At 58.6% G+C, this 22,951-nt stretch carries 21 protein-coding genes; 6 read left to right on the forward strand and 15 right to left on the reverse strand.

What is annotated here, in order from left to right; translation table 11 throughout:
- Positions 1 to 308 precede the first annotated feature (308 nt).
- From AAAV21_RS09520 to rnd, 9 genes are all read right to left on the reverse strand, one after another.
- Positions 309 to 1,487: an acetate kinase gene (locus AAAV21_RS09520; protein ID WP_349109232.1), complete on the reverse strand. Its 1,179-nt coding sequence runs from the start codon at positions 1,485 to 1,487 to the stop codon at positions 309 to 311.
- A gap of 164 nt (positions 1,488 to 1,651) precedes the next feature.
- Entirely contained in the window at positions 1,652 to 2,830 is a 1,179-nt protein-coding gene (locus AAAV21_RS09525; RefSeq protein WP_349109235.1) for an acetate kinase, read from the reverse strand.
- 102 nt (positions 2,831 to 2,932) lie between these two features.
- On the reverse strand, positions 2,933 to 4,111 hold the full coding sequence (locus AAAV21_RS09530) for an MFS transporter (protein ID WP_349109238.1): 1,179 nt from the start codon (positions 4,109 to 4,111) through the stop codon (positions 2,933 to 2,935).
- Positions 4,112 to 4,230: 119 nt separating this feature from the next.
- The gene (locus tag AAAV21_RS09535; protein WP_349109240.1) at positions 4,231 to 5,121 is read right to left on the reverse strand and encodes a LysR family transcriptional regulator; all 891 of its coding nucleotides are present in this window, start codon (positions 5,119 to 5,121) and stop codon (positions 4,231 to 4,233) included.
- Positions 5,122 to 5,162: 41 nt separating this feature from the next.
- On the reverse strand, positions 5,163 to 5,498 hold the full coding sequence (locus AAAV21_RS09540) for a histidine triad nucleotide-binding protein (RefSeq protein WP_117564389.1): 336 nt from the start codon (positions 5,496 to 5,498) through the stop codon (positions 5,163 to 5,165).
- A 49-nt stretch (positions 5,499 to 5,547) separates the two neighbouring features.
- Positions 5,548 to 5,814: an exodeoxyribonuclease VII small subunit gene (gene xseB / locus AAAV21_RS09545; protein WP_006234311.1), complete on the reverse strand. Its 267-nt coding sequence runs from the start codon at positions 5,812 to 5,814 to the stop codon at positions 5,548 to 5,550.
- Between the two features lie 42 nt (positions 5,815 to 5,856).
- Positions 5,857 to 7,308 (reverse strand): exodeoxyribonuclease VII large subunit, encoded by a 1,452-nt coding sequence (gene xseA, locus AAAV21_RS09550; RefSeq protein WP_349109244.1) that lies wholly within the window; start codon positions 7,306 to 7,308, stop codon positions 5,857 to 5,859.
- A 115-nt stretch (positions 7,309 to 7,423) separates the two neighbouring features.
- Positions 7,424 to 8,128 (reverse strand): zinc metallopeptidase, encoded by a 705-nt coding sequence (locus tag AAAV21_RS09555; RefSeq protein WP_117564390.1) that lies wholly within the window; start codon positions 8,126 to 8,128, stop codon positions 7,424 to 7,426.
- 239 nt (positions 8,129 to 8,367) lie between these two features.
- Positions 8,368 to 9,501: a ribonuclease D gene (gene rnd, locus AAAV21_RS09560; protein WP_006234315.1), complete on the reverse strand. Its 1,134-nt coding sequence runs from the start codon at positions 9,499 to 9,501 to the stop codon at positions 8,368 to 8,370.
- A 98-nt stretch (positions 9,502 to 9,599) separates the two neighbouring features.
- Here rnd and AAAV21_RS09565 point away from each other — a divergent pair, with 98 nt between their 5' ends.
- From AAAV21_RS09565 to AAAV21_RS09585, 5 genes are all read left to right on the forward strand, one after another.
- A complete protein-coding gene (locus AAAV21_RS09565; protein ID WP_117806505.1) occupies positions 9,600 to 10,517 on the forward strand; it encodes a diacylglycerol kinase family protein in 918 nt (305 codons plus the stop codon).
- 410 nt (positions 10,518 to 10,927) lie between these two features.
- Positions 10,928 to 12,730 (forward strand): C69 family dipeptidase, encoded by a 1,803-nt coding sequence (locus tag AAAV21_RS09570; protein WP_349109248.1) that lies wholly within the window; start codon positions 10,928 to 10,930, stop codon positions 12,728 to 12,730.
- 408 nt (positions 12,731 to 13,138) lie between these two features.
- Positions 13,139 to 13,711, forward strand: coding sequence for a hypothetical protein (locus AAAV21_RS09575; protein ID WP_349109251.1), 573 nt, complete (start codon positions 13,139 to 13,141; stop codon positions 13,709 to 13,711).
- A 106-nt stretch (positions 13,712 to 13,817) separates the two neighbouring features.
- Complete coding sequence (locus AAAV21_RS09580; RefSeq protein ID WP_349109252.1) at positions 13,818 to 15,569, forward strand: energy-coupling factor transporter ATPase; 1,752 nt, start codon at positions 13,818 to 13,820, stop codon at positions 15,567 to 15,569.
- On the forward strand, positions 15,562 to 16,308 hold the full coding sequence (locus AAAV21_RS09585) for an energy-coupling factor transporter transmembrane component T (protein ID WP_117637498.1): 747 nt from the start codon (positions 15,562 to 15,564) through the stop codon (positions 16,306 to 16,308). Before AAAV21_RS09580 ends, AAAV21_RS09585 begins: the two co-directional genes overlap by 8 nt.
- A gap of 125 nt (positions 16,309 to 16,433) precedes the next feature.
- Here AAAV21_RS09585 and AAAV21_RS09590 read toward each other — a convergent pair whose 3' ends face one another.
- The gene (locus AAAV21_RS09590; RefSeq protein ID WP_233503157.1) at positions 16,434 to 17,180 is read right to left on the reverse strand and encodes an aspartate/glutamate racemase family protein; all 747 of its coding nucleotides are present in this window, start codon (positions 17,178 to 17,180) and stop codon (positions 16,434 to 16,436) included.
- A gap of 84 nt (positions 17,181 to 17,264) precedes the next feature.
- On the reverse strand, positions 17,265 to 18,521 hold the full coding sequence (locus AAAV21_RS09595; RefSeq protein WP_099431498.1) for an ATP-grasp domain-containing protein: 1,257 nt from the start codon (positions 18,519 to 18,521) through the stop codon (positions 17,265 to 17,267).
- A 393-nt stretch (positions 18,522 to 18,914) separates the two neighbouring features.
- On the opposite strand from AAAV21_RS09595, the gene AAAV21_RS09600 reads away from it, so the two are divergent.
- Complete coding sequence (locus AAAV21_RS09600; protein WP_117635409.1) at positions 18,915 to 20,048, forward strand: glucosaminidase domain-containing protein; 1,134 nt, start codon at positions 18,915 to 18,917, stop codon at positions 20,046 to 20,048.
- A 37-nt stretch (positions 20,049 to 20,085) separates the two neighbouring features.
- Here AAAV21_RS09600 and AAAV21_RS09605 read toward each other — a convergent pair whose 3' ends face one another.
- The 4 genes from AAAV21_RS09605 to AAAV21_RS09620 all read right to left on the reverse strand — a co-directional run bounded on the left by AAAV21_RS09605 (position 20,086) and on the right by AAAV21_RS09620 (position 22,950).
- On the reverse strand, positions 20,086 to 21,465 hold the full coding sequence (locus AAAV21_RS09605; RefSeq protein WP_349109257.1) for a protein kinase: 1,380 nt from the start codon (positions 21,463 to 21,465) through the stop codon (positions 20,086 to 20,088).
- Between the two features lie 98 nt (positions 21,466 to 21,563).
- Positions 21,564 to 21,986: an XRE family transcriptional regulator gene (locus AAAV21_RS09610; RefSeq protein WP_117637494.1), complete on the reverse strand. Its 423-nt coding sequence runs from the start codon at positions 21,984 to 21,986 to the stop codon at positions 21,564 to 21,566.
- Positions 21,987 to 22,018: 32 nt separating this feature from the next.
- Positions 22,019 to 22,462, reverse strand: a complete 444-nt coding sequence (locus tag AAAV21_RS09615; RefSeq protein ID WP_117637493.1) for an FxLYD domain-containing protein — start codon at positions 22,460 to 22,462, stop codon at positions 22,019 to 22,021.
- Between the two features lie 164 nt (positions 22,463 to 22,626).
- A complete protein-coding gene (locus tag AAAV21_RS09620; protein ID WP_143759215.1) occupies positions 22,627 to 22,950 on the reverse strand; it encodes a hypothetical protein in 324 nt (107 codons plus the stop codon).
- Between the last annotated feature and the right edge of the window lies 1 nt (position 22,951).

Below are 22,951 nucleotides of genomic sequence, written 5' to 3' on the forward strand. Positions count from 1 at the left end.
CTGATGGTGTCGACGTCAATGGTATACGGGTGCATCATCGACGTCTTCAATACAGAAAATATCAGTGCGGAATGTTTTCAGAGCTTTACCCTGTAGGGTCCCTGCCGCAACGTGGCAGTCAGGGGATCTGGGGTGGACGGCGGCTTGGCTACGAATTGGGGCTGAAAATCTGAACGGATGGGTACCGTTGCTGGGAGCGCAGGCGTTGCTGGCGATGGTCACTTTGGGACTGGAATTTCCGCCTGCTAGCAAAAAGGCCTCCTGAGTCGTTGCTCTGGAGGCCTTTCGCTTACTTGCAAATGCGCGCGTTAGTTGTTCTTGGTCAGACGCTCGACGTCGTGGGCGATCATGTATTCCTCGTCGGTGGGGATGACCATGACCGTGACGGCGGAACCGGCGGCGCTGATGACCTGCGGGCCGTTGCCCACGGCCTCGCGGTTCTTGTTGTTGTCGATGCGCACGCCCAGCCACTCAAAGCAGTCGCAGAAGGCCTTGCGGATCGACCAGTCGTTCTCGCCAATGCCGGCGGTAAAGGTAATGGTGTCCACGCCCGCCATGGAAGCGATCATGGAGCCGGCCTGCTGCATGGCCTTGTAGGCGAACATATCGAAGGCGAGCAGGCAGCGCTCGTCGCCCTCGGAGGCGCGCGTACGGATGTCGCGGGCGTCGTTGGAAATACCCGAGATGGCAAGCAGGCCAGACTGCTTGTTCATCATGTCGTCGACTTCCTGGTAGGTGTAGCCGCCCTCGCGCTGCAGGTAGCACACGGTGGCCGGGTCGATGGAGCCACAGCGGGTTCCCATCATCAGGCCGTCAAGCGGCGTGAGGCCCATCGTGGTATCGCGGCAGACACCGTCCTCGATAGCGGCGAGCGAGGCGCCGTTACCCAGATGGCACGAAAGCAGACGGTGGCAGCGCGAACCCAGGATCTCCTTGGCCATCATCCATTCGTAGCGGTGGCTCGTTCCATGGGCGCCGTACTTGCGCACATGATACTTATCGCACACGTCCTTGGGCAGCGCGTAGGTGTAGGCAACCTCGGGCATAGTCATATGGAACGAAGTGTCGAAGACAGCCACGTTGGGCAGCTCCGGATACTTTTCGCGGCAATATTCGATTGCCGCGGCCTCGCCGTAATTGTGCAGCGGAGCGAGCGGGGCCACCTCAAGGATCTTAGCCATGACCTCATCGTCGACGACCGCGGAATCATCGAAGTGCCAGCCACCCTGAACGATACGGTGGCCGATGCCATCGATCGTAAAGTCGGTCTTCTCGAGCTCCTCGAGCACGCGCGCAATGGCCGAACGGTGATCCGGGAAGGGGACCTCCTCGGTTTGCTTGGCGCCACCGTTCTCGGCGTGGCCAAAGATACCCATGTCCGAACCGATACGCTCGCAGTTGCCCTTGGCGAAAACCTCGCGGGTATCGGTATCCAAAAGCTGATATTTAAGGCTCGAGCTGCCGGCGTTGACAACAAGTACGTTCATGAGACTCCTTCGTGATTACAGTACGGTCGGCAAACCTATAAGGCGGCCGTACCATTAATAAGAAGTTATCAGAATCCAATAAATATCTATTAAACTCTTCGCCCAAAGAGCGTAAAAGGGGGCTGAACGGCACAAGGCCATCCAGTCCCCTCCCCTTGCATCAATTACTTACCGCTGACGATGCGCTCGACGTCGGAAGCGATCATGAACTCCTCATCCGTGGGGATGACGAAGATCTTGACCTTGGAATCCTTGGCAGACAGGCACCAAGCGCCGTCGCCACGCAGGGCGTTACGGGCATGGTCCATCTTAACGCCCATAAAGGCCAGACGGTCGGCCACGCCGGCGCGAACGGCCGGAGCGTGCTCGCCGATGCCGGCGGTAAAGACCAGGGTGTCCATACCGCACATAGAAGTGGCCATCTCGGCAGCCTTGGCGGCAATCTTGTAGACAAACATGTCGAAGGCGAGCTGAGCCTCGGGATCACCAGCGGCGGCGAGTTCCTCGACGTTGCGGCAGTCGTTGGTCTTACCGCCGGTCACAGCCAAAAGGCCGGACTTCTTGTTCATCATCTCGTCGACCTCGTCGAAGGTGTAGCCGCCCTCGCGCTGCAGGTAGCACACGGTAGCCGGGTCGATGGAGCCGCAGCGGGTGCCCATCATAACGCCGTCGAGCGGCGTCAAGCCCATGGTGGTGTCCATGCACTTGCCGTCCTCGATGGCGCACAGGGAGGCACCGGAGCCGATATGGCACACGACGACCTTGCGGGCCCCGCCGTTGGTCATCTCGGCGACCTTCTTGGAGATGTAACGGTAGCTGGTGCCGTGGGCGCCGTACTTACGGATGTGCAGCTTGTCGCAGACGTCCTTGGGCAGGGCGTAAGTCTTGGCGACCTCGGGCATGTTGAAGTGGAAAGCGGTGTCGTAAACCGTGACGTTGGGCAGGTCGGGATACTGCTCGAGGCAGTACTCGATAACGTTGGCCTCGGGGTTATTGTGCAGCGGGGCGAGCGGAGCGACCTCGCGGATCTTGGCGAGGACGTCCTCGTCGACGAGGGAGGAATCACCGAAGTACCAACCGCCCTGAACGATACGGTGGCCGATACCCTCGATCTTGACGCCGTTGGCCTCGAGGTCCTTCAGGACGACCTCGATGGCGACCTTGTGGTCGGGGAACTCGATGTTCTCGGTCACCTTCTTGGAGCCGTTGGCAGCGTGGGTGAAGGTACCGCCGGTAAAGCAGACGCGCTCGCAGGAGCCCTTTGCGGACACCTTGTGGGACTTGGTATCGATGACCTGATACTTAAGGGTCGAAGATCCTGCGTTGACGACCAGAACGTTCATGTGTCTCCCTACTAACAGGCGGTGTGGCGCCGCCAGGTTACATACGTTTCAATAATAAACCCAAACGCCCTCGCGCTTGGGTTTATTGCGTTGATATATAAGTTATCGGTGCCTAAATACCCATGTCCTTTGACTTGTAAGACGAAATAGCGCGGGGATATACACAAGGGAAGAAATCCCGAGCGCGACAAGCAATACGACTCGAATGCCCGCGATGCTGCTCAACGCAGCATTGAACAGATAGAAAAGGATGGCACCAACCGCCACCATCTGGCTTTGAACCGAAATCAGTGAACAGCGCATCGAAGAATCGGCAGCATTTTGAAAAATTGAGTATTTGATTGGGGCAAATAACGAGTACGCAACCGTCTGCAGCACATAGAACACAGGCAGCAAATAGACCGGAGTAAAGGGAATCAAAAACAGAGCAGTCAGGGAAAGGCGCACGATGCCGCAAATACGCGCAAAACGGCCCTTGTCGACACGAGCAATCACACTGGGAACAATAAACCCTATGGAGGCGGAGGCAAGGAGCTGGACTGCAATGGTCACGCCCGAAGCGACGGCATTCATTCCGCGGCCTGCAAGCAACAGTGAGAAAAAGTCTTCCAGGGCGACGAAGGCAAATGCCTGAGAACAATCCATGATGAACGCTGACCGAAGAATGCCATTACCCGTAATAGCAGCACCGATCATCTTCGGGCTCATTCCACGCTCAGGTGTCGCCGCAGTGCCCCCTCTTCGCATCTCAGGAATGCAGATAACGACAACCAGCGTCAACACCATTGCGATGTTATCTGCCGAAAGACCAATGAGATATGCACCGACGGACGAAATGAAACCGCCCACGCAAGCGGAGATGGCATAAGAGGCATAGAAAACAAATCGCTCAACGACATTAAGTCTTACGAGCTGGTCCTGAGAGACGCTGTCAATGTAAATCGCTTCGATGGATCCGCTCACACACGCAACGGCAAAACCCTTGAGAGCGAACGCACCGATTAAAAGCAGAGGAGAACGGACGAGAAGCAGGGCGACATAGTATCCAAGCATCCCCACGACGCCAACGAGACCACTTGTCTTTCGTCCAAACCTATCAGCAATATAGCCAGTGGGAACTTCAAGGATGAACTTGCTCACTTGGTATGCAATCATCATGCTAGAAATCGCCACCATCGAGAATCCGACAAATTCAAGGTAAACCGTCAGAAAATACAAAATGGTGCTGAAGTTCGACAGAAAAACGAACGTCATATAAAGCAAAACCGTACGGTTTTTCATGCTCCACCCTCCAAGAGTCAGCAATCTAAATCGGAATCTTGGAAAAGCATGAGGGCAAAGCTGTCAGCTATGTGTTACAAGGCGTCAATAATCACTTGATGCCTCGAAGCCAATTAATCTCACGAAGCAAGATGACGCAATAGGTGCAGAAAAACCGTCTGGTGTCGATCAGTCCAGGCATTTTGTCGATAGCAAAAGTAGATGGGCAAGGCTACGTCACGCGAACCTTCAATGGAGCACTCGCTCACTTCCAATACATCTGATGCGAGAGAAGAGCCAGAAAAACTCAATATCAATCCCCCGGCTTGAAGAAACTCAGTCTGCGCCCTGTTTCCGTATTCAACATCACGGAAGCGAAAATTGACGAGCTGGGCTTCGGGACATTGATTGATTGCATTGAGACAGGGCGACAAATTAATGGGAACAGCGAGCCTGCCGCCCAGTAACTCGCGAATGGTCATGGCGCCCACAGATTGATGACCCGCTGGGCATGAAAGAACCTTGAGCTCCTTTTCACCCAAATATTTTGAAGAAAGGACGCTGTCCCGTGGTTCCTCGAATGAGATAGCCGCATCCGAAATGCCAAGCACAAGTGATTCAAAGCATGTAGCCGTTGGCTGATGCCACACATCAAGGTGAATCTGAGGGTGCGAGCGTTCAAACGAGTCATACCAGCTTTCGGCAAAAAGGCGCCCCCGCCCATGAAGGCAGGGGGCGTAAAGACGAAAGTGGCCATCGGGCGAAACGCCGTCGCCCCTCGATTGAGCGTACTTTTTGAGATCGTCGACTTGTGCCAGGATCACGCGCGCACGACGCGCAAATTCTCTGCCCGCCGGAGACAAAACAACCTCCCCCGCCGATCGGTCGAGCAAAACAATCTGATACTCAGATTCCAGCTTTTTGATTGCCGACGAAACGGCCTGCGGACTCACATGAACGGCGCGAGCTGCTTTGCGCACGCCGCCATAGTTCGCTACCGCTTGAAGGTATTCGAGTTGAGAAAGCTGCATAGATTACTCCAAAGGCAGCCAAGTCGACGGGCCAAGCGCCCTCAGATGAGGTTCTCGCCCAGGTTTTTGCCGCCGAGGACGTGCATGTGGAAGTGCATGACGGTCTGGCCGGCGTTGACGCCCTTGTTGGAGATGACGCGGAAACCGTCCTCCAGACCCTTGGCCTTGGCGACCTCCTGGATGGCGTGAGCTATGGCGCCCATGGTCTCGGCGGGTACGTTGTCGGCGATGTCGCTGTAGTGCTTCTTAGGGATCACGAGCGTGTGGACCGGCGCCTGCGGGTTGAGGTCGTCGAAGGCGATGACCTGGTCGTCCTCATAGACAACGGTCGAGGGGATCTCGTGGTTGGCAATTTTGCAGAAGATGCAATCGCACATAGCTGGTTCCTTTCTTACAGACCAAGGTAATTATATTTGGTCGAGATGCTTAGAACGAAAGGTTATCATCGGTGTTGGCGGCCTCGCCGTCGGCGAGCACGTCGTTGCCGTCGACGTCCTTAAGGAGCACCGAGACCTTCTGCTCGGCATCGGACAGGCGGGTGCGCAGGCTTTTGAGGAGCTCGACGCCGCGGGTGTAGCTCTCGAGCGACTCCTCAAGCTCCATATCGCCCGACTCCAGGCTGCGGATGATGAGCTCCAGCTCCTGCGAGGCCTGCTTGTACGTAAGCTGCTCGACCGGGGTCTTCTCTGCCATATCTGTTTCCTTTCCTAAGGGTCTATCACTGCGAAACGCGGTCTACTCGACCGTATCGACCGTTGCTGCCACGTTGCCGTCTGCCATGCGCACGCGAATGGCGTCGCCAGGCTTAAAGGTCTTGGCACTCGTAGCCACACCATCATCGCTGTACGCGATGGAATAGCCGCGAGCAAGCACTTTGAGCGGCGACAGGGCATCGAGCGACGCTGCCGCACGGCTCAGGTCGGACGCTGGCTTGCTGAGCATCGTGCGCCCTTGATGCTCTAGGCGGGAACTCGCAAGCGTGAGCGCATGGCGCTTACCATCGAGCCCCGAGGTGCTTGTAATCAGACGCTCGGGCAAGCGCTCAAAGTTGGAGCGGAATGTCCCGACCGAGCGTACTATGGCGCCCGACAGGCGATCGGCAGTCAGTGCAAGCTCCGATTCGCGACGCTCGACCATAAATGTGGGGTCGTTGAGGCACGGGCGACACGCAGCGGCATCGAGCGCATCACCCAAGCGAGCCGTATAGGTATCCCAGGCACGGCGACCGCGCTGATCGAGCATCTCCAGGTCGACCTGGGCCGACCCAATCATCGATGCCATCGCGGCACCCAGACGCTGATGGCGCGCCTCGAGCACATCGGCCAACTCCGTCATAGCCGGCGCCACCGATTCTGCCGCCGCCGTGGGCGTGGAGGCGCGTCGGTCGCTCACCATGTCGCAAATCGAGGTATCGGGCTCATGGCCAATGCCGGTCACCACGGGCACAGGACAAGCCGCCACCGCGCGGGCAAGCTCCTCGTCATTAAAGGTCATGAGGTCCTCAAAGGAGCCGCCGCCGCGCACCAGCAAAATACAGTCGGGCACCGGCGTAATGGAAGCGGCGCGGCGCAAGCCATCAATGAGCTCGGCCGGCGCACCCTCGCCTTGAACCTTGGCGCCCACGCAGACAAGCTCGACGAGCGGGTTGCGACGGCGCAGCGTACGCTTGACGTCGTCGATTACCGCACCGGAAAGCGAGGTGACGACCGCCACGCGTGAGCAAAACACCGGGATGCGGCGTTTGCGGGACTCGTCCATCAGTCCCTCGCGGCGTAGCTTTTCGGCCAACTGCGCCACCTGTTGACGCAGCAGACCCTCCCCCGCCAGCGAAAACGAGCGAGCGACAAAGCTCATGCGGCCCGTGGCCTTATAGAGATTGAAGCTGCCCTTAAAGCTCACCTGCATGCCGTCACGCAGATCGAAGGTACGCTTGAGATAGGCGCCCTTCCAGATGATGCAGTCGACGGCGGCCGAGTCGTCTTTAATCTGGAAGTAGCAGTGGCCGCTTCGGGCATTGGGACCACGGAAACCCGTGACCTCGCCCAGGACACTCAGCTGCGGAATGGCATCGAGCGCACCGGCGGCGATCTCTACCGCCTGGCTCACGCTGAGCTCCTTACGCTCCTGCTCGTCCGAACCGTCGAACTCGGCGGAAACGGCATTGCCGGTTAGATTCCAGCCTGCCACGCAGCCTCCTTTCGTCATCGTGCACAAAGGCTCTGGCCCTGCGCAAATTCAAGTCCAACACATAGTACAGCGCCGCGGGGACACAAATTCCCGCGGCGCCCAGCGACCCAATTTGTTATCGGTTGGAGTTTCTGTTGTATCGAGCCATAAGATAGAGCAGCTGAATAATCGAGGTGAGCGCCGCAGCCACATAGGTAAGCGCGGCGGCCGTCAGCACCTTCTTGGCACCGTTGACCTGCTGGGAGCTCATACCCGACTGCTCAATATACGCCACGGCGCGGCGGCTGGCATCAATCTCGACCGGTAGCGTAACCAGTTGGAACAGCACGCTAAACGAGAAGAAGATCAGTGCGAGGGTCGTGAGTCCCGCGATGTTCATAAACAGGCCCATGAGCAGCACGATGGTCCAAGTGTTCTGGGTAAAGTTGACGACCGGCACGAGGGCGGTGCGTACCTTCATCATGGCATAGCCGCTTTGACGCTGCGCGGCATGGCCTGCCTCGTGACAAGCGACAGCGACGCTTGCGACCGAGCCGCCCGAACGGTTGGAATCCGACAGATACAGATTGTTGTCCTGCGGGTTGTAGTGGTCGGTAAGCTCACCAGCGACGCCCTTGATGCCCACGGCATTGCAGCCGTTGGCGTCGAGCATGCGGCGAGCGACCGTGGCGCCCGTGTCGCCGTCCGAGCGAACCTTGGACCACGTCTTGTACGTCGAATTGATATAGCTCTGCGCGGCAAGGCCAAGCACCGTGCAGACAAGCACAACCAGCAGGTACAGCGGGTCGATACCAAAGCCGTATCCATAGTAATAAGGCATGCGAATTCCTCCGAATCGAGTTACACGTTGGAGGCATTTTACCCACTCGCCCAGCAGGCAAATCAACATCGATGTTTTGGCAATGTCAGCGAAAACGGCCGAGAGCGAGCAAGGTGACGTGAAAGAGAAGCGACGCGTACTTTGGTACGCGAGCGACGATTGAACGTCAGATTGCTCGCTCTCGGCCGTTTGCAGCGTCGAGCTGTTACGCGGTTTGGTAAAACCGCGTAACTATATACCTATAACAACTCAATCTTTCCGTCCTTCACGGTGAGCCCCATATTGCCGGAAAGCAGATCGTCCAGGCGCGAACCCACAAGCTCAAAACGCCAGCCTTCGCGCAGGGGGCTTTGCTCAGGATGCTCGATGTAATCGGCCAGGTCATCGCGCGAGGCAATGACCGAGGTCGCCACCCCCGAGCGCTCGGCAACCAAGCGAATAAGCGCATACATCAGGTCCGTCACGCTCTCAAGCTCCGGCGAAATCTGGCGATGCCCGCGCACCATGAGCGGCAGGCGATCGTGCGGGCAGCTCGCACCGCGCTTGATGGCCATGAGCGCGCCGTCCACGTCGCGCTCCCCCAACTGGTCGGTACCGCGAATGCTACGGAACTCCTCAACGCGCACGGGATTGCGCTTAACGAGCGCCAGCAGCGTATCGTCGGACATGACCCACTTGCGCGGGATGTTGCGGCGCTCGGCGCGGTCCTCGCGCCAGGCGGCGAGCTCGCGCGCGATGCCCAACTGGTGACGGCTGCACGAATTGATGCGTTTGACCTTACGGAACGCCTCGTGGCGATCGGCGCGATAGTGCGACTCGTCAGCCAGCGGGCGCAGCTCGTCGAGCACCCAGTCCACGCGGCCCAGCTCGCGCAGGCGGCTCATCATCTCGGTATAGGCGACGATCAGGTACTTGACGTCATCGATCGCGTACTCGATCTGTTTGTCGGTCAGCGGGCGACGCGACCAGTCGGTCAGCGACTCGGTCTTGGGCAGCGAGACGCCGCAAAACGTCTGCACGAGCGCGCCGTAGGAAATCTGCTGGCGTTCGCCCAAAAAGGCGGCGGCCACCTGCGTGTCAAAAATCGGACGCGGCAGCACGCCCACGGTATGGAGCATAACCTCCATATCCTGCGAGCAGGCGTGGAAGACTTTGGTCACGCTCTCGTCGGCCATAAGCTCGGCCAGCGGCGACAGGTCGTCGATCACCAGAGGGTCGACCGCTACGCTCTCGGCAGGGGTGGCAATCTGGACCAGGCACAGACGCGGATGGAACGTGCGCTCGCGCAAAAACTCGGTATCGACGGCAATCGCGTCGAACTCACGGGCGCGCTGGCAAAAGTCGAGTAGAGCCTGATGTGTGGAAATGTACATATCAACCCATCGAATAAGGTTAGGCCCGAAAAACACGGGTAGGATATCGGCATTGCCTTACAACTATACTCGGTTAGTCACAGAACGGGAACGTAAGTATGCGCTGCCTTATCATCCACAACCCGGCATCGGGCCCCAGCTCAGATGAAATCTACGCGTTCACGCACGCCCTCGCGCAGGGCGGCGACGAGGTCGTGATGCGTTTTATCGGCGATGGCATGGAACCCGAGGACGCCGTGGCGGACGTGCGCGAGTTTGATCGCGTGGTGATTTCGGGCGGCGACGGCACCGTCTCCAACGTGCTCGACCAAATGCGCGGATGCGGCGTCCCCACGCTCGTCTTCCCCTCCGGTACGGCCTGCCTGTTCTTCAATAACATCGGTAATGCCCCCGAGGCAGCGGCACTTGCCAAGGCCTGCCGCGCCGGTCGCACGGTCAAAGTAGACATGGGCGAGCTCTTTTGGCTCGACGAGAACGGCAACGAGAAGCGCCACGGCTTTATCATCATCGCCGGCTCGGGCTTCGACGCCGAGATCATGATGAAGGCCGCCCCCACCAAAAACGACATCGGCGAGATCGCCTACTTCCTCTCCGCGCTCGCCACGCCCAACCCCACGGTGGCGCACTTTACCATCGAGCATGACGGCATTGTCGAGGAGCTCGATGGCATCTGCTGCATGGCCGGCAACACCTCGGTCATCCAAAACGACATCAACCTGTTCCCCGATTGCCGCATGAACGACGGCATGGTCGACATCGCGGTCATCGAGCCCGTAAAAACCGTGCAGCTGCTCCCGACCGTGATCACCGCCGCGCTCGACCCCGCCGGCAAGGTGCTCGGTCGTCCGCAGTTTAAGATCATCCAGACCAAGGAAGCCAAGATCACCTGCACCCCGTCGCTGGGCATGCAGTTCGATGGCGAGATTATCTCCAGCAATTCGGGCGTCTTTGGAGCCCGCGCGCTTCCGCAATGCCTCGACCTCATCGTCGACGAATTCTCACCGCTCGGAAAATAGGAGGACCCCATGAACGACAATCCCCTGATCGGCTTTATTGTCATCGTCTTGGCCATGCTCGTCGGTTACGCCATCAACGTGATTCACCGCCGAAAGAAGTAAATCCACATTGGTATGATATTCATCCAGTTATCGACTCTCCCGCTGTTTATGCAAATCCTAAACAGCGGGAGAGTTTTCTTTTTGAGCGCCGTCTAATGCTTTATTCAGCTACAGTAAATGCAGGGTGCCTTTATTTAACTAAAGCTATATAATGAGTATTATTATCCGTTCATCGTATATTTCTTCACGCTCATCGAGTAAAAGCTGTTGTCGAATGAATACTCTTTACACTTCCTTTAGGCTAGTAGATGTATTTATTAGCTGAAACTCCGTACGGTTTCGCGGGGTTTCAACAGTTGGGAGGGATTATGAGGTTTACTCATCCTGTCAACACGCTCAAGAAGCTCGGCTGCGGCCTTGCGTTTGGAGCAGCGGTCATCATGGCCATGCCGACTTCGGCGCTCGCCTGCACCCAGATCTACATGGGCAGCAAGCTCACGGCCGACGGCAACACGTACTACGGCCGTTCCGAGGACTTCGGTCCGCGCTACATCAAGCACTTTGGCATTGAGCCCGCACACAAGGACGGCAACGAGTACACCTCGGTCGAGTCCGGTTTTGAGTACAAGTCCAAGGGCGCAACCTACCGCTACACCTTCGTTCGCGACAACCCCTCGCAGTGGGAAGATCGCTACGACGCATATTCCGAGGCAGGCATCAACGAGAAGGGCGTCTCCTGCTCTGCCACGTTGAGCACCTCCTATAACGAGAAGGCCGAAGAGGCCGACCCCATCACCGAGGAGACTGGCATTGGCGAATACAACTACGCCAGCGTCATTCTGGGCGAGAGTGCCACGGCCCGCGAGGGTGTCGAGCTCCTCGGCAGCCTGATTGACGAGCAGGGCGTCTGCTCCAACGACCAGATCATCATTGCCGACAACAACGAGACCTGGTTGTTTGCAGCGCTTTCCGGCCATCAGTGGATCGCCATGAGGCTCACTGACGATATCGCCTCGCTCAACCCCAACATCGGCAACCTCACCTATGACGTCGACCTCGACGACACCGAGAACTGCCTCCACTCCGAGGGCATCGAGTCTATGCCTAAGGAGAAGGGCTTTGCCGAGTACACCGACGGCAAGTTCGACGTCGCCAAGACCTACGGCGAGGAGATTGGCGAGGCCGGCATGCACCAGTGGTCGCGCTATATCCAGGGCCGCAATTACTTCATGGCTCCGCTTGCTGAGGGCACCGACTACGAGATCGTCAAGGACGAGCGCGAAGACGCTCGCGCGACGACCGGCGCCCTGATCCACGAAATGCAGCCGCTGTTCTTCCAGCCCGGCAAGTCCGACTGGAACACCTTTGAGATGATTCGTTCCTTCGCCGCTCGCGGCGAGAATGTCGCCGGCCTCAACGCCAACACCGACGGCGCCTATGCCATCGGCTCCAACCGCAACACCGAAATCCACACCTTCCAGATCCGTCACGGCATGGACCCCGAGATCGCGACCATCCAGTGGGAGATGCTCTCCAACGCCGAGTTCTCCGTCGCTATCCCCCTCTATTCCGCACTGCTCACCGAGGTCAGCCCCTACTTCAGCGATCAGGATGTCTCCTTCGATCACTGCGAAGAGGAAGACGTCGTGAACAACGAGGAGCCCAAGAACTCCATCAACTACGTCCTCATGGACATCAACACGCTCGCCTATGAGAACCGCGACCACTGCGCCACCGGCGTCCGCGCCTATCTCGACGCCCTGCAGAAGGAACTCATCGAGCAGAACCTGACCGTCGACGAGGCCATGCAGGCCGAAGAAGGCACCGAAGCCCGCACCGCCCTGGCCAACAAGGCCGGCAAGGCTGCAACCAAGAACACCTATGTTAAGTGCAAGGCCATGCTCGAGGAGATGCGCGACTACCTCCAGGAGGGCGATTTCTCCGAGGAGTTCGTCCCGAGTGACTACGATGCTGACAACGACTGCCTGGTCGAGTCCATCACCTACGCCGACGAGGCCCTTTCCGATGAGGACGTGGCCGAGCCCGAGGCCGAAGAGGAAGAGGTCACCGAGGAGAAGTCCGAGGGCAACAACATGGCCGCCATGGCCGTTGGCGCCGTCGTCATCATCGGTGTCTGCGCCTACGTGATCTATCGTCGCAAGAAGGCCTAAGGCCCTCATGTCTTAGCTGAGCGGACAAGGCAGCCATGGCAGCCTCGCCCGCTTAGCCCGCTCTTTTGACCGACGGGAAACCCGCCTGAAATCTTTTTAAAAAAGATTTCCCCGCACACACTTCGCTGTGCTATAGTGCAGCGCAACAGCAATCAGGTGCTACCGCGCCACGGCATCACGAAAGGAGCCACCAACATGAAGAACACGATGAAATCTCTCAACAACTGGTGGTGGCGTGATGCGAATACGATCGGTCGACAGTGAGTCCCTCACGCCTGTTTTTGCGCTCTAGGTGATTGGAAGGCCTCCGGTTTCGACCGGGGGCCTTTTTCTATCTCGAGCCCAATCGCATTCGCATCACGCGCCTCCGCTTTTCCCTTGCAATCCCCTTCCGAAAGGATTTTCACCATGTCTCAGAACACCACCGCCACCCAGCCCCGCACCGTCCAGACCGCCGACCGTGGCAAACTCGATGTCCGCGCCCTCGTCCTGCTCGCCATCCTGCTCGCCGCCGGCTTCATCCTCAACTTCACCGTCGGCAAGGCAATCTCGGGCATCTCGGGCGGCATGATCAGCCCCGAGTTCATCATCTCGGCCTTCTGCCTCACCATCCTGGTCGTTCGCCCCAATATCGGCCAGGCGCTCGTCATTGGCCTCATCTCGGCTGCCGTGATCCAGATCACCACCACTTCGCCGTTCGTCGATTTTGCCGCTGAGGGCATCGCCGCCATGCTCATGGCCGGCATCGTCAACGCCGCCGGCAAGAACGGTCAGGTCAAGCCCGCCATCGCCATTGTCGCAACCTTCCTGACCACCTTTGTCTCAGGTGTCATCTTCATGGTCATCAAGATGGCCATGCTCGGCATGGTCGGCGAGCTCGCCGCCGCCATGCTGCCCGTCGTCGCCATGACCGCCGTCTTTAACGCCATTCTGGTCGGCGCCCTCTACCTGCCCATCCAGAAGGCCCTGAAGCTCAACTAACCCACAGTGCCCCATCGGTATAGACTGTCCCAAACAGCTAGCTCTTGGGGACGTTCTTAAACGACTAGTCATTAAAGAACGTCCCCAATGACTATGAAAGGTATCCATGGAAACGATCATCAACGTCGACGATGTCTCGTTCTCCTATGGCACGCAGACCGAGCGGGCGCTCAGCCACATCTCGCTCAGCGTGAACAAGGGAGATTTCATCGGCATCATCGGGCCCTCGGGCGCCGGCAAGTCCACGCTTGCCGCCTGCCTGTCGGGTGCCGTGCCCCACCACTACACCGGCACGTTCTTTGGGGCCGTCATGGTTGACGGCCACGACACCTGCGAAGCCTCGCTCACCGACGTGTCGCAAATCGTCGGCAGTGTGCTGCAGGATATCGACACGCAGATGGTCGCTTCGGTCGTCGAGGATGAGATGCTCTTTGGCCTCGAGAACTTTGGCGTTCCCCACGACCAGATCGAGCAGCGCGTGAGCGAAACGCTCGAGACCGTCGGCATCAGCGACTTGCGCGACCGCGAGATCGCCACCCTCTCGGGCGGACAGAAGCAAAAGGTAGCCATCGCCGCCATCCTCGCCATGCGTCCGCGCGTTTTGGTTCTCGACGAGCCCACCGCGGCACTCGACCCCGCCAGCTCCACGTTGGTCTTCGAGACGCTGCGTGAGGCAAACCGCGCACTTGGAATTACCATCGTCGTCGTTGAGCAAAAGGTCGCCCTGCTCTCGGAGTACTGCAACCGCGTGCTCGTGCTCAACCATGGCGAAATCGCGCTGCAGGGCGAGCCACACGAGGTTTTCGGGCATACCGACGAGCTCCGTGCCATCGGCGTCGACTGCCCTCGCGTCACACGTATCTTCAATAGCCTCGAGGCCGATGGCCTGGTAAGCGGTACCCCTTGCTTGGATGTCGATGAGGCCGAGCGCCTGATTTCGGGCATTGTCGACCCCGCACACGCGGCCAGCGAAGCCCAGGCGCCCGCCGGCTCCCCGCATGCACCGTCGTTGCGCCCGCACGCCAAGGACGCCGAGCCCGTGCTCACCTTCGATCACGTTGAGTTTGCCTATCCCAATGGCGGCGCCGCCGTACACGACCTCAACCTGACCCTCTATCCCGGCGAGCTCGTGGGCATCGTCGGCCAGAACGGTGCCGGCAAGACCACGCTCACCAAGCTGCTCACAGGCCTGCTTAAGCCCGCCTCGGGCAGCGTGCGCGTTACGGGGCTGGACACCGCAGCCGTTCCCACGAGCCGCATCGCCCGCGAAGTCGCAACCCTCTTCCAAAACCCCGACCGCCAGATCTGCAAGGATACCGTACTCGACGAGGTCGCTTTTGGCCTGGAGCTTGCCGGCATCGACCGTGCCGAGGCTCTGCGTCGCGCTCGACTCGTTATCGACCGCTTTGGCCTGCCTGCCGATGAGGCACCTTTCTCGCTTTCGCGCGGCCAGCGACAAATGGTGGCGCTTGCCTCCGTCGTAGTGGTTGAGCCCAAGATCGTCGTGCTCGACGAGCCCACGAGCGGCCTTGATTACCGCGAGTGCATGACCGTCATGGAAACGGTGCGCACCATGGCCGAGCGCGGCTGCGCCGTTATCATGGTCTGCCACGATATGGAAGTCGTCTCGGATTTTGCCGAGCGCATTGTGGTAATGGCCGACGGTAGCATCCTCGACCGCGGCCGCACGCACGAGCTATTCTCGAACATCGATCTCATGCAGCGTGCCTATGTTGAGCCGCCCCAGGTTATTGAACTCTCGCGCCGTCTGGCATCTTCCGTCTCGCCCGCTTTTGCGCAGGTGAGCGAGGTCACCGATGTCGTTCGCATTACCAAGGAGATGGTCCGCCGTGGTTAACGTCATCGACTACATGCCAGGCGATACGCTGCTGCATCGCCTGAACCCCGTCGTCAAATTGGGCCTCGCCGCCGCCATCATCGTCGGCATCTTCTTGTCCGACACCTACGTGGCGCTGCTGGGCTTTTTGGTGCTCACCCTTGCGCTGGGTGCCTATGCCGGCGTCGTCGACCGTCTGTTCTCGCTGCTCAAGTTGCTGATTCCGCTCGCGCTTATCATGCTGGTGCTCCAGCTTGCCTTTATGCGCGATGGCAACGTTGTGTGGGGCTTTATCACCGACACGGGCCTCATCACAGGATCGAAGGCCTGTCTGCGCCTGCTGGGTGTGGCGTTACCGCTCATCCTCATGCTCATGGTGACCAAGCTCAACGACCTTGCCAACGCCTGCGTCGAGGTGCTGCACGTACCGTATCGCTATGCCTTCACCTTTACCACGGCGCTGCGCTTTGTGCCGGTGTTTGGTCAGGAGATGAACGCCATCATGGAAGCGCAGACCGCGCGCGGCGTCGAGTACGACACCAAGAACCCTATCAAGAAGCTTAAGCTCATGCTGCCACTGTGTGTGCCGCTGCTCATCTCGAGCGTGGGCAAGACCGATGCCACGGCCTTGGCGGCAGAACAGCGCGGCTTCTATCTGCGCACGCGCGCCAGCTCGTACAAGCGCTACCCCATCAAGGGCCTGGACATCGCCGTACTCATCGTCAGCATCGCCCTCATCGCCATCGGCTTCCTGTTCTAGTTCGCCACCGACAGCAACCGCCCAACGCAAAAGGCCTCGGCTCGCACCAAACGAGCCGAGGCCTTTATTGTTTCACCAGATAAAACCTACCAAAATTAACCTGTCCCTTTTTGACGGGTCGGAAGCTAGAGGCGGTAGGGGACGCCGCTGCGGATGATGGATTCGCGCACCAGGACATCCATGGCATCGAGGGTGATCTCGGGCATCTCTCGATACTTCTGCAGCACCGATAGCTCGGTGCAGGCCAGAATGACACGGTCGCAGCCGCTACGGGCGAACTCCCACATCACGCGGTCGAACTTATCCATATCGGGCTCACGTCCGGCTTTCACATCATCGTAGATAAGCGACATCACATCGTTCTGACGTTTCTCGCTGGGATAGACAACCTCAACACCCGCAGCCTCGCATTCGCAGCCGTAGACGCCCGCGCCCACGGTTCCGTCGGTGCCCATAATGCCAATCTTGTGCACTGGCTCGGCCGGCATACTCAGGTTGGGGTCGAACTCGCACTCCCCCATCACCGCACCCGCAAGGGCATAGCGCACCGACTCACGCGGCATGTGAATAATCGGCACCTTCGTAAACGACTGGATCTGGTCGTAGAAGTAGTGCGACGTGTTGCAGGGAATGGCAATGTGCGCACAGCCCAGCGACTCGAGTGCCTGGGCACACTCTTTCATGGTCGCCAGCAGCTTGGCATGCTCGCCGGTCTTAATGGCAAGCGTGCGGTCGGGCATGGTCGACTTGGAGAGCACCACCATGTCGATATGTTCCTGATCGCAGGCAGCAGCCGTATGGCGCACCACCTGGTCGTAGTAATACGACGTGGCCTCGGCGCCCATGCCGCCGATAACTCCCAGCTTTTCCATCGCCGCCTCCTTGGTGACGCTTGCGCAATTGCGCGTATCATACCCGCGCCCGCCCGATGTAAACCGGACGGGCGCCGCACTCATCTACTTGTAATACGTCTTGAACAGCTTAAAGTGGCGCAGCTTGGTGTGCCACATGCGCAGCCAGCGGTTAAAGACAAAGTCGCCCTTCATAAACGAAGGGTCGGCGCCCTTGCCTTCCTTGTCCAGGCGATGCACCTTAGCGCGCAGCTCGGGATCCTTGACGTACTTGTCGACGACGCCCATGGGAACGACCATCCACAGCGCCTCGTCCTGCGCCGTCACAAACTCCGGCTCAAACGGGCGGTTGAACACATACTCGTCCACCACATACTTGGCAACGTTAAAGCCGCTGTTAGTGACGTAGTAGTTGCTGCGACCTTGGCGCGTGTTGAAATCGAAGAACTTAAACGAGCCGTCGCGCTCGTCGTACTTAACGTCAAAGTTGGAATAGCCCACAAAGTGAAGGTCCTCGAGCAACTTGCGCACGCCGCCCATGAGCTCGTCATTGGGCTCGGTGATGATACAGGCGTGGTTGCCGACACCGTGAGGCTGATGCTCCTCGAGCAGCACGTGACCCAGGCACATCATGCGCACCTTGCCGTTGCGGTCGGAATAACTGGTGAGTACGCGCATGTACTCGTCATTGCCGGGCACGCGATCCTGCAAGATCAGGTCGTCGGTGTAGCCGCTGGCATACGAGTCGCGAATGACCTGTTCCAGCTCGGCACGGTCGGCAATCTCATAGGCCTTTTTCTGGCCCTCGAACTCGTGCTGCCACCACATGATGCCGTCAGAAGGCTTCAGAATCATCGGGTAGGGAAAATCGATCTGGTCGAGCACTTCGGCAGGCGCCTCGCCTTGGGCGTTCAGCATCGCCATGGTGAAGGTAAAGGTATGCGGATAGGGCACGCCATGCTTCTCGCACAGCTCGTAGAAGATCTCCTTCTTCTGACACTGTTCAAGCATGCTATAGGGAGCGTAAGGCGCGACGATGTTATCCGCCAACTCATGGGCATCCTTGGCCTGAGCCACGAGGGCAACATAGTTATCGCCACAGCCCACAAGGACAATCGTCTTATCGGCATGCGCTTGGGCAATGCCGTTGACGGTCCTGAGCATCACGGGCATGGTATCGATATCCACGTTGGGCGTGTAGTCGATAATCTGGCTGCGGTACGCGGGACCCGTCTGATACTTGCCAAAGACCAGACTCTTGACCTGGTACTCCTCATAGAAGGCGCGCGCCACCGAATAGGCGTTGATGTCGCCACCGAGCAGCACGGGAATGAACTCGCGCTCTGTAAACTGCAATGCCATGGAAACTTCCTATCATGAACTGCCCACACAACGGGCGGTCTTTGCGCAACTGGTTTATTCTAGCGTGCCAAGCCGCCGGCGCCCAAAGCTCCACCGTATCTATGGCAATCGACGTAATCGTCCAGCATGAAATCCGCCCTCGCCGTGATGGGACCCTGTAGTTGCAAAACCCCACATGAGGCGACTTTTGATAAACAAAAACCCTCTCGACAGGGTTCCGTAACGTTAAAGTTGAACTCTATGGTTTCTCAACAATTCATCATAACTGCAGGTCAAAGCCAAAGCCTCAAGTTCAACTTGACCCTTTGGAACCTTTAAGGTTCAAGTTGAGGTCGAAAGCAGTAGTAGAATACCGTTCGGACCATAACCTACGATTGATTGCAGAGGGACTGGATGCAGCATTCGAATCATCGCACCGCAGCGCTCATTGCGTCGAAGCCGGCTCGTATCATCACGAGCGCCGCGCTCGCCGTTGCGCTGACGGCCACGCCGATGCTCTCCCCCGTTGCGGCGTATGCCGCCTCGCAGGCAACGCAGGACCAGCTTTCCGCAGCCCAGCAGAAGATCGAAGCCGCCACGAGCGCCTACAACGACGCCCGCACCAAACTCGATGACCTGCAAAAGCAGATTGACTCCAATGAGGCAAGCATCGAGGAAATCGAGGCTAAACTTCCCGAGCAGCAGGCCAAGGCAAGCTCCGCCATGCGCGATCTGTACAAGTATCAGAAAGGCACCAATCCCATCGTGAGCTTCCTGGTCAATGCGCAGAGCCTGGGTGAGTTCATCACGACCTGCAAATACACCAACCAGATCACGAGCTCGAGCGTCGACGAGATCGAAGAGCTCAATAATATGCAAACCGAACTCGAGCAGAACAAGGCCGAGCTCCAGCAGGCCAAGTCACAGCTTGAGGCAGAGCAGAAAAACGCCGAGGATGCGCTGGCGCAGGCCCAGCAGCTCCGCAGCGAGGCACAGGCAAAAGCCGAGCAGGAAAATGCCGCCGAGCTTGCCAAGCTTGAGGCCGATAAGGCCGCTGCCGCCGAGAAGCTCTCGGGCGAGGGCGTAAGCGGCGGCAATTCCAGCAGCCAGGCCACCAACACCAACACCACCATAGACACCACGGTGAACAACTCCAATACCGGTAGTTCCGATTACGATTCGTTCATTAATGAGTGGACGAGCCGCATCGACAATTATCTCGCCGGCTCCCCCATGGCAGGCCAGGGCTATAACTTTGCCGTCGCCGCTTGGAATACCGGTGTCGACCCCCGTTGGTCCCCCGCCATCGCCTGCATCGAGAGCACCAAGGGTGCTTATTGCGCCAATTCTTACAACGCCTGGGGCTGGAGTGCCCGTGGCGGCGGTTGGCGCAGCTTTGGCAGCTGGAGCGAGGGCATCTCCGCTCACGTTGCCTATCTGGGCGCCAACTACGGCTCCACCCTTACCCCGGCAGCGGCCAAAAAGTACTGCCCGCCCACGTGGCAGGACTGGTACAACAAAGTCGCCGCTCAGATGAACCGCATCTAGGTGCAACTGCAAAGGGCCCCAATGGGGCCCTTTTCTTTTAGGTAGCGGAGGTATCGACGACGCCGGTCGCATTGGCAACCGCGACTATGACGATCATGCATAGGAGCAGCACACCCAATGCCTTGAGCCAAAGTTTCGCGAGTTTCTTGCCGCGATAGCTGTCGAGCAGTGCGAATCGCCGACGAAGACGGCGCTTATCGAGCAGCGCAAAATGCATAAGCACCATAAGGCCATCGACAAAGAAAAAATACTCGATTATGAGAAACCACGCCGGGTAGCTTTGGTTTGCTCCCGTGGGGTGAAAGACGGCAAAGTGACTTCCGGCAAAGAACACAAGTAGGGAGAAGCAGACAAGCGTATTCCAAATGCGCCCCAGAGACTCCGGAACGCGAGAGAGCGGACCGCATGCAGCGGAGGCGGCAGGCCTAGGAAGCCCTGCGGGGTTCTGGAGCCCTTGGAGCGTCAACACCGTCTCCGAGGCCGGAGTACGGACAGGCGCAGGTGTAGAAGGCCGCACGGGGCGGCTCAGATCGTATGCCGAGCGCGTCGCCCGTCCCAACGCTTCCGCACTCGCAAAACGCTTGGCCGGGTCGAGCGCCATCGACATGCAGACGGCATCGGCAAGTGGAGTGGGAATGCCACGCGCCTCGCATTGCTCGCGCATGTCGAGCCCTGGTTTAGGGTCGACTCCCGTCAAGCAGAAGAACAACAGGGCGCCAAGTGCGTAGACGTCGCTGCGCACACTCGTCTGCCCAAACCCATACTGCTCGGGCGGCGCATAGGGTCGCGTGCCAAACTTGACGGTGTCGGCATCGGCGCCATCGCGCCATACGCGCGCGATCCCCAAGTCGATAATCACCAGCGACGAAAACGTCAGGCCCTCATCGAGCGTACAGTTCGCACCCGTCACGATGATATTCGACGGTTTGAGGTCGCGATGGATCACCGGCGCCGACGTCTCCCCCGCCATTGCAAAACCGGCGTGGAGCTCGCCCACGGCATCGCATAGGGCAGGATACAATTCACGCGCATAATCGGGGGTGGCTCCCAGACGGTCCACCAGCACCCCGAGCGTCTCCCCTTCGATGTATTCCATAACCACGTTGAGCTCGTCGCCCACACGACGACAATCGACGATTCTGGGCAGGTGCTCAAAACGCCTGCCTGCCCGCTGGGCGGCAAACAGACGCTCGTATGCCCCGCCGATTTGAACCGAAGCATCGATGCGTTTACGGACAAAGGGGCCGAGCGAACCACCGCCGGTTCCTTCAAAGTACACGAGCTCGGTTGTTTCAACGGACGAGCGCTTAAGTACACGCTCCACGCGATAGCTGTCGTCGCGATCGAGCGACGCCAGATGTTCGGCAAGCGCTGCGGTCAGCTCGTCATCGGAATATGTTGTGGTCTGAGTATCCATAGCCTCCATCATAGCGCAGGGCGCAGACACCCCATGGCATCCGCGCCCCGTTCGCTTGCATCGTTGTTCGGCAGCTCCGCCGGCTCAGATATCAGCCGCTAACTCACCGTCTCCTCGCCAAAGCGATACAGCTCCTCGTTGACCTTTTGGAGGCTGCACCCGCGATCGATGCAAAAGATGATAATCGCATCACGGCGATCCTTGCAGTTGAGGACGCTTACCCCGGCAGCCGTCAGTGCACGGTTGGCCTCTTTGAGCGTCAGCGCCATCGCAAAGGCAATCTGCAGCACCTTATTGCGACTCGGGTGACGCGCACCGGTAAAGATCTGATAGCCAAAGGTCTCATTGAGATCGGCCATACGAACCACGCGCGAGCGCTCCAAGCCCTTTTCCTGCAGCAGCTGCTTCAGGTAGTCCGAAAGCGACGGGGCGGCAAAGTCGTGCTCCCTGATATAGCCATCGATGTTCGGCGCATCGAGAAGCTCATTGAGCAGCTCCTCGGTCAGCTTTTTATCGGGCATACGACTTCACCTCCCCCAGTGCATGCAACATGCTAGAAACCGCTTACGTCCGAACGCTCCCAGCTAGCAACCTGGTCGGGAGACACCGTACCCAGCGCCTCGAACTTCCAGGAGCCGCCCGCCTTCAGATGATTGGTGTTTGCAAGAGCCGTTCCAACCTGGTTGCCATCGGCATCATACAGAACATACTCAATCTGAATGTAGCTCTTTTCCTTGTCCGTGTTATTGGTAAGCGTGCCCGTGATCTTATAGGCAAACTGACTGGAGGTGTCTTCAGCCTCGTCAGCAATGGTATACGGTTCTTGCGATTCTTTTTGCTCCTCAGCCTGCTGTGTCGCCTCGGCAGGTTTTGCCGAATCGCTCGCAGACGAATCGGTTGAATTGCCACCCATGGAGCCCACGGCACCGACGATAACCAGCACCACGATGACGCCTAGGACAATCTTGCCGATCGGCTTCTTTCCCTCTTTTGCCATTATTCATCCTTCCTACGATCCGGCTACCGTGCCGGCACACAGCACATCGTAGAAAGGATTGAACTTGAATTCATTAGCTGAGGGCTAAGGTTGCGGTAAACGGCCAATGCAGCTATCCAGACGCCGAGCAAACGCACTTTGCGTGACCGTCTGCTGGCAGCGCATCAACCCACCGTGACGGATTTCCCGGTAAAGGCACTGATCATCATTAGGACAAAGAACACCAGGTAGCTGATGCTCAATAGGTACGCAATGATCAGGAAGACGACCCAGCCGACATTGGTCTTACCGTCGGCGCGGCGCTGCTCGCGAGAACGGCACAGCCAGACCGTCACGCCGATGGCGGTGATAAACAGTACGAGTGCCGCCGCAGCCAGCCCAGCAAACACAAACATCACGCCAATGCTCACAGCGATGACCGGAAGCAGCAGCAAACCGCATCCGCATCCACCCGGACTATATACGGCAGACTGTCGGCGTCGTTCCATC

Source organism: Collinsella sp. CLA-AA-H302 (assembly GCF_040093305.1).
In the GTDB taxonomy this organism is placed as follows: Bacteria; Actinomycetota; Coriobacteriia; order Coriobacteriales; family Coriobacteriaceae; genus Collinsella.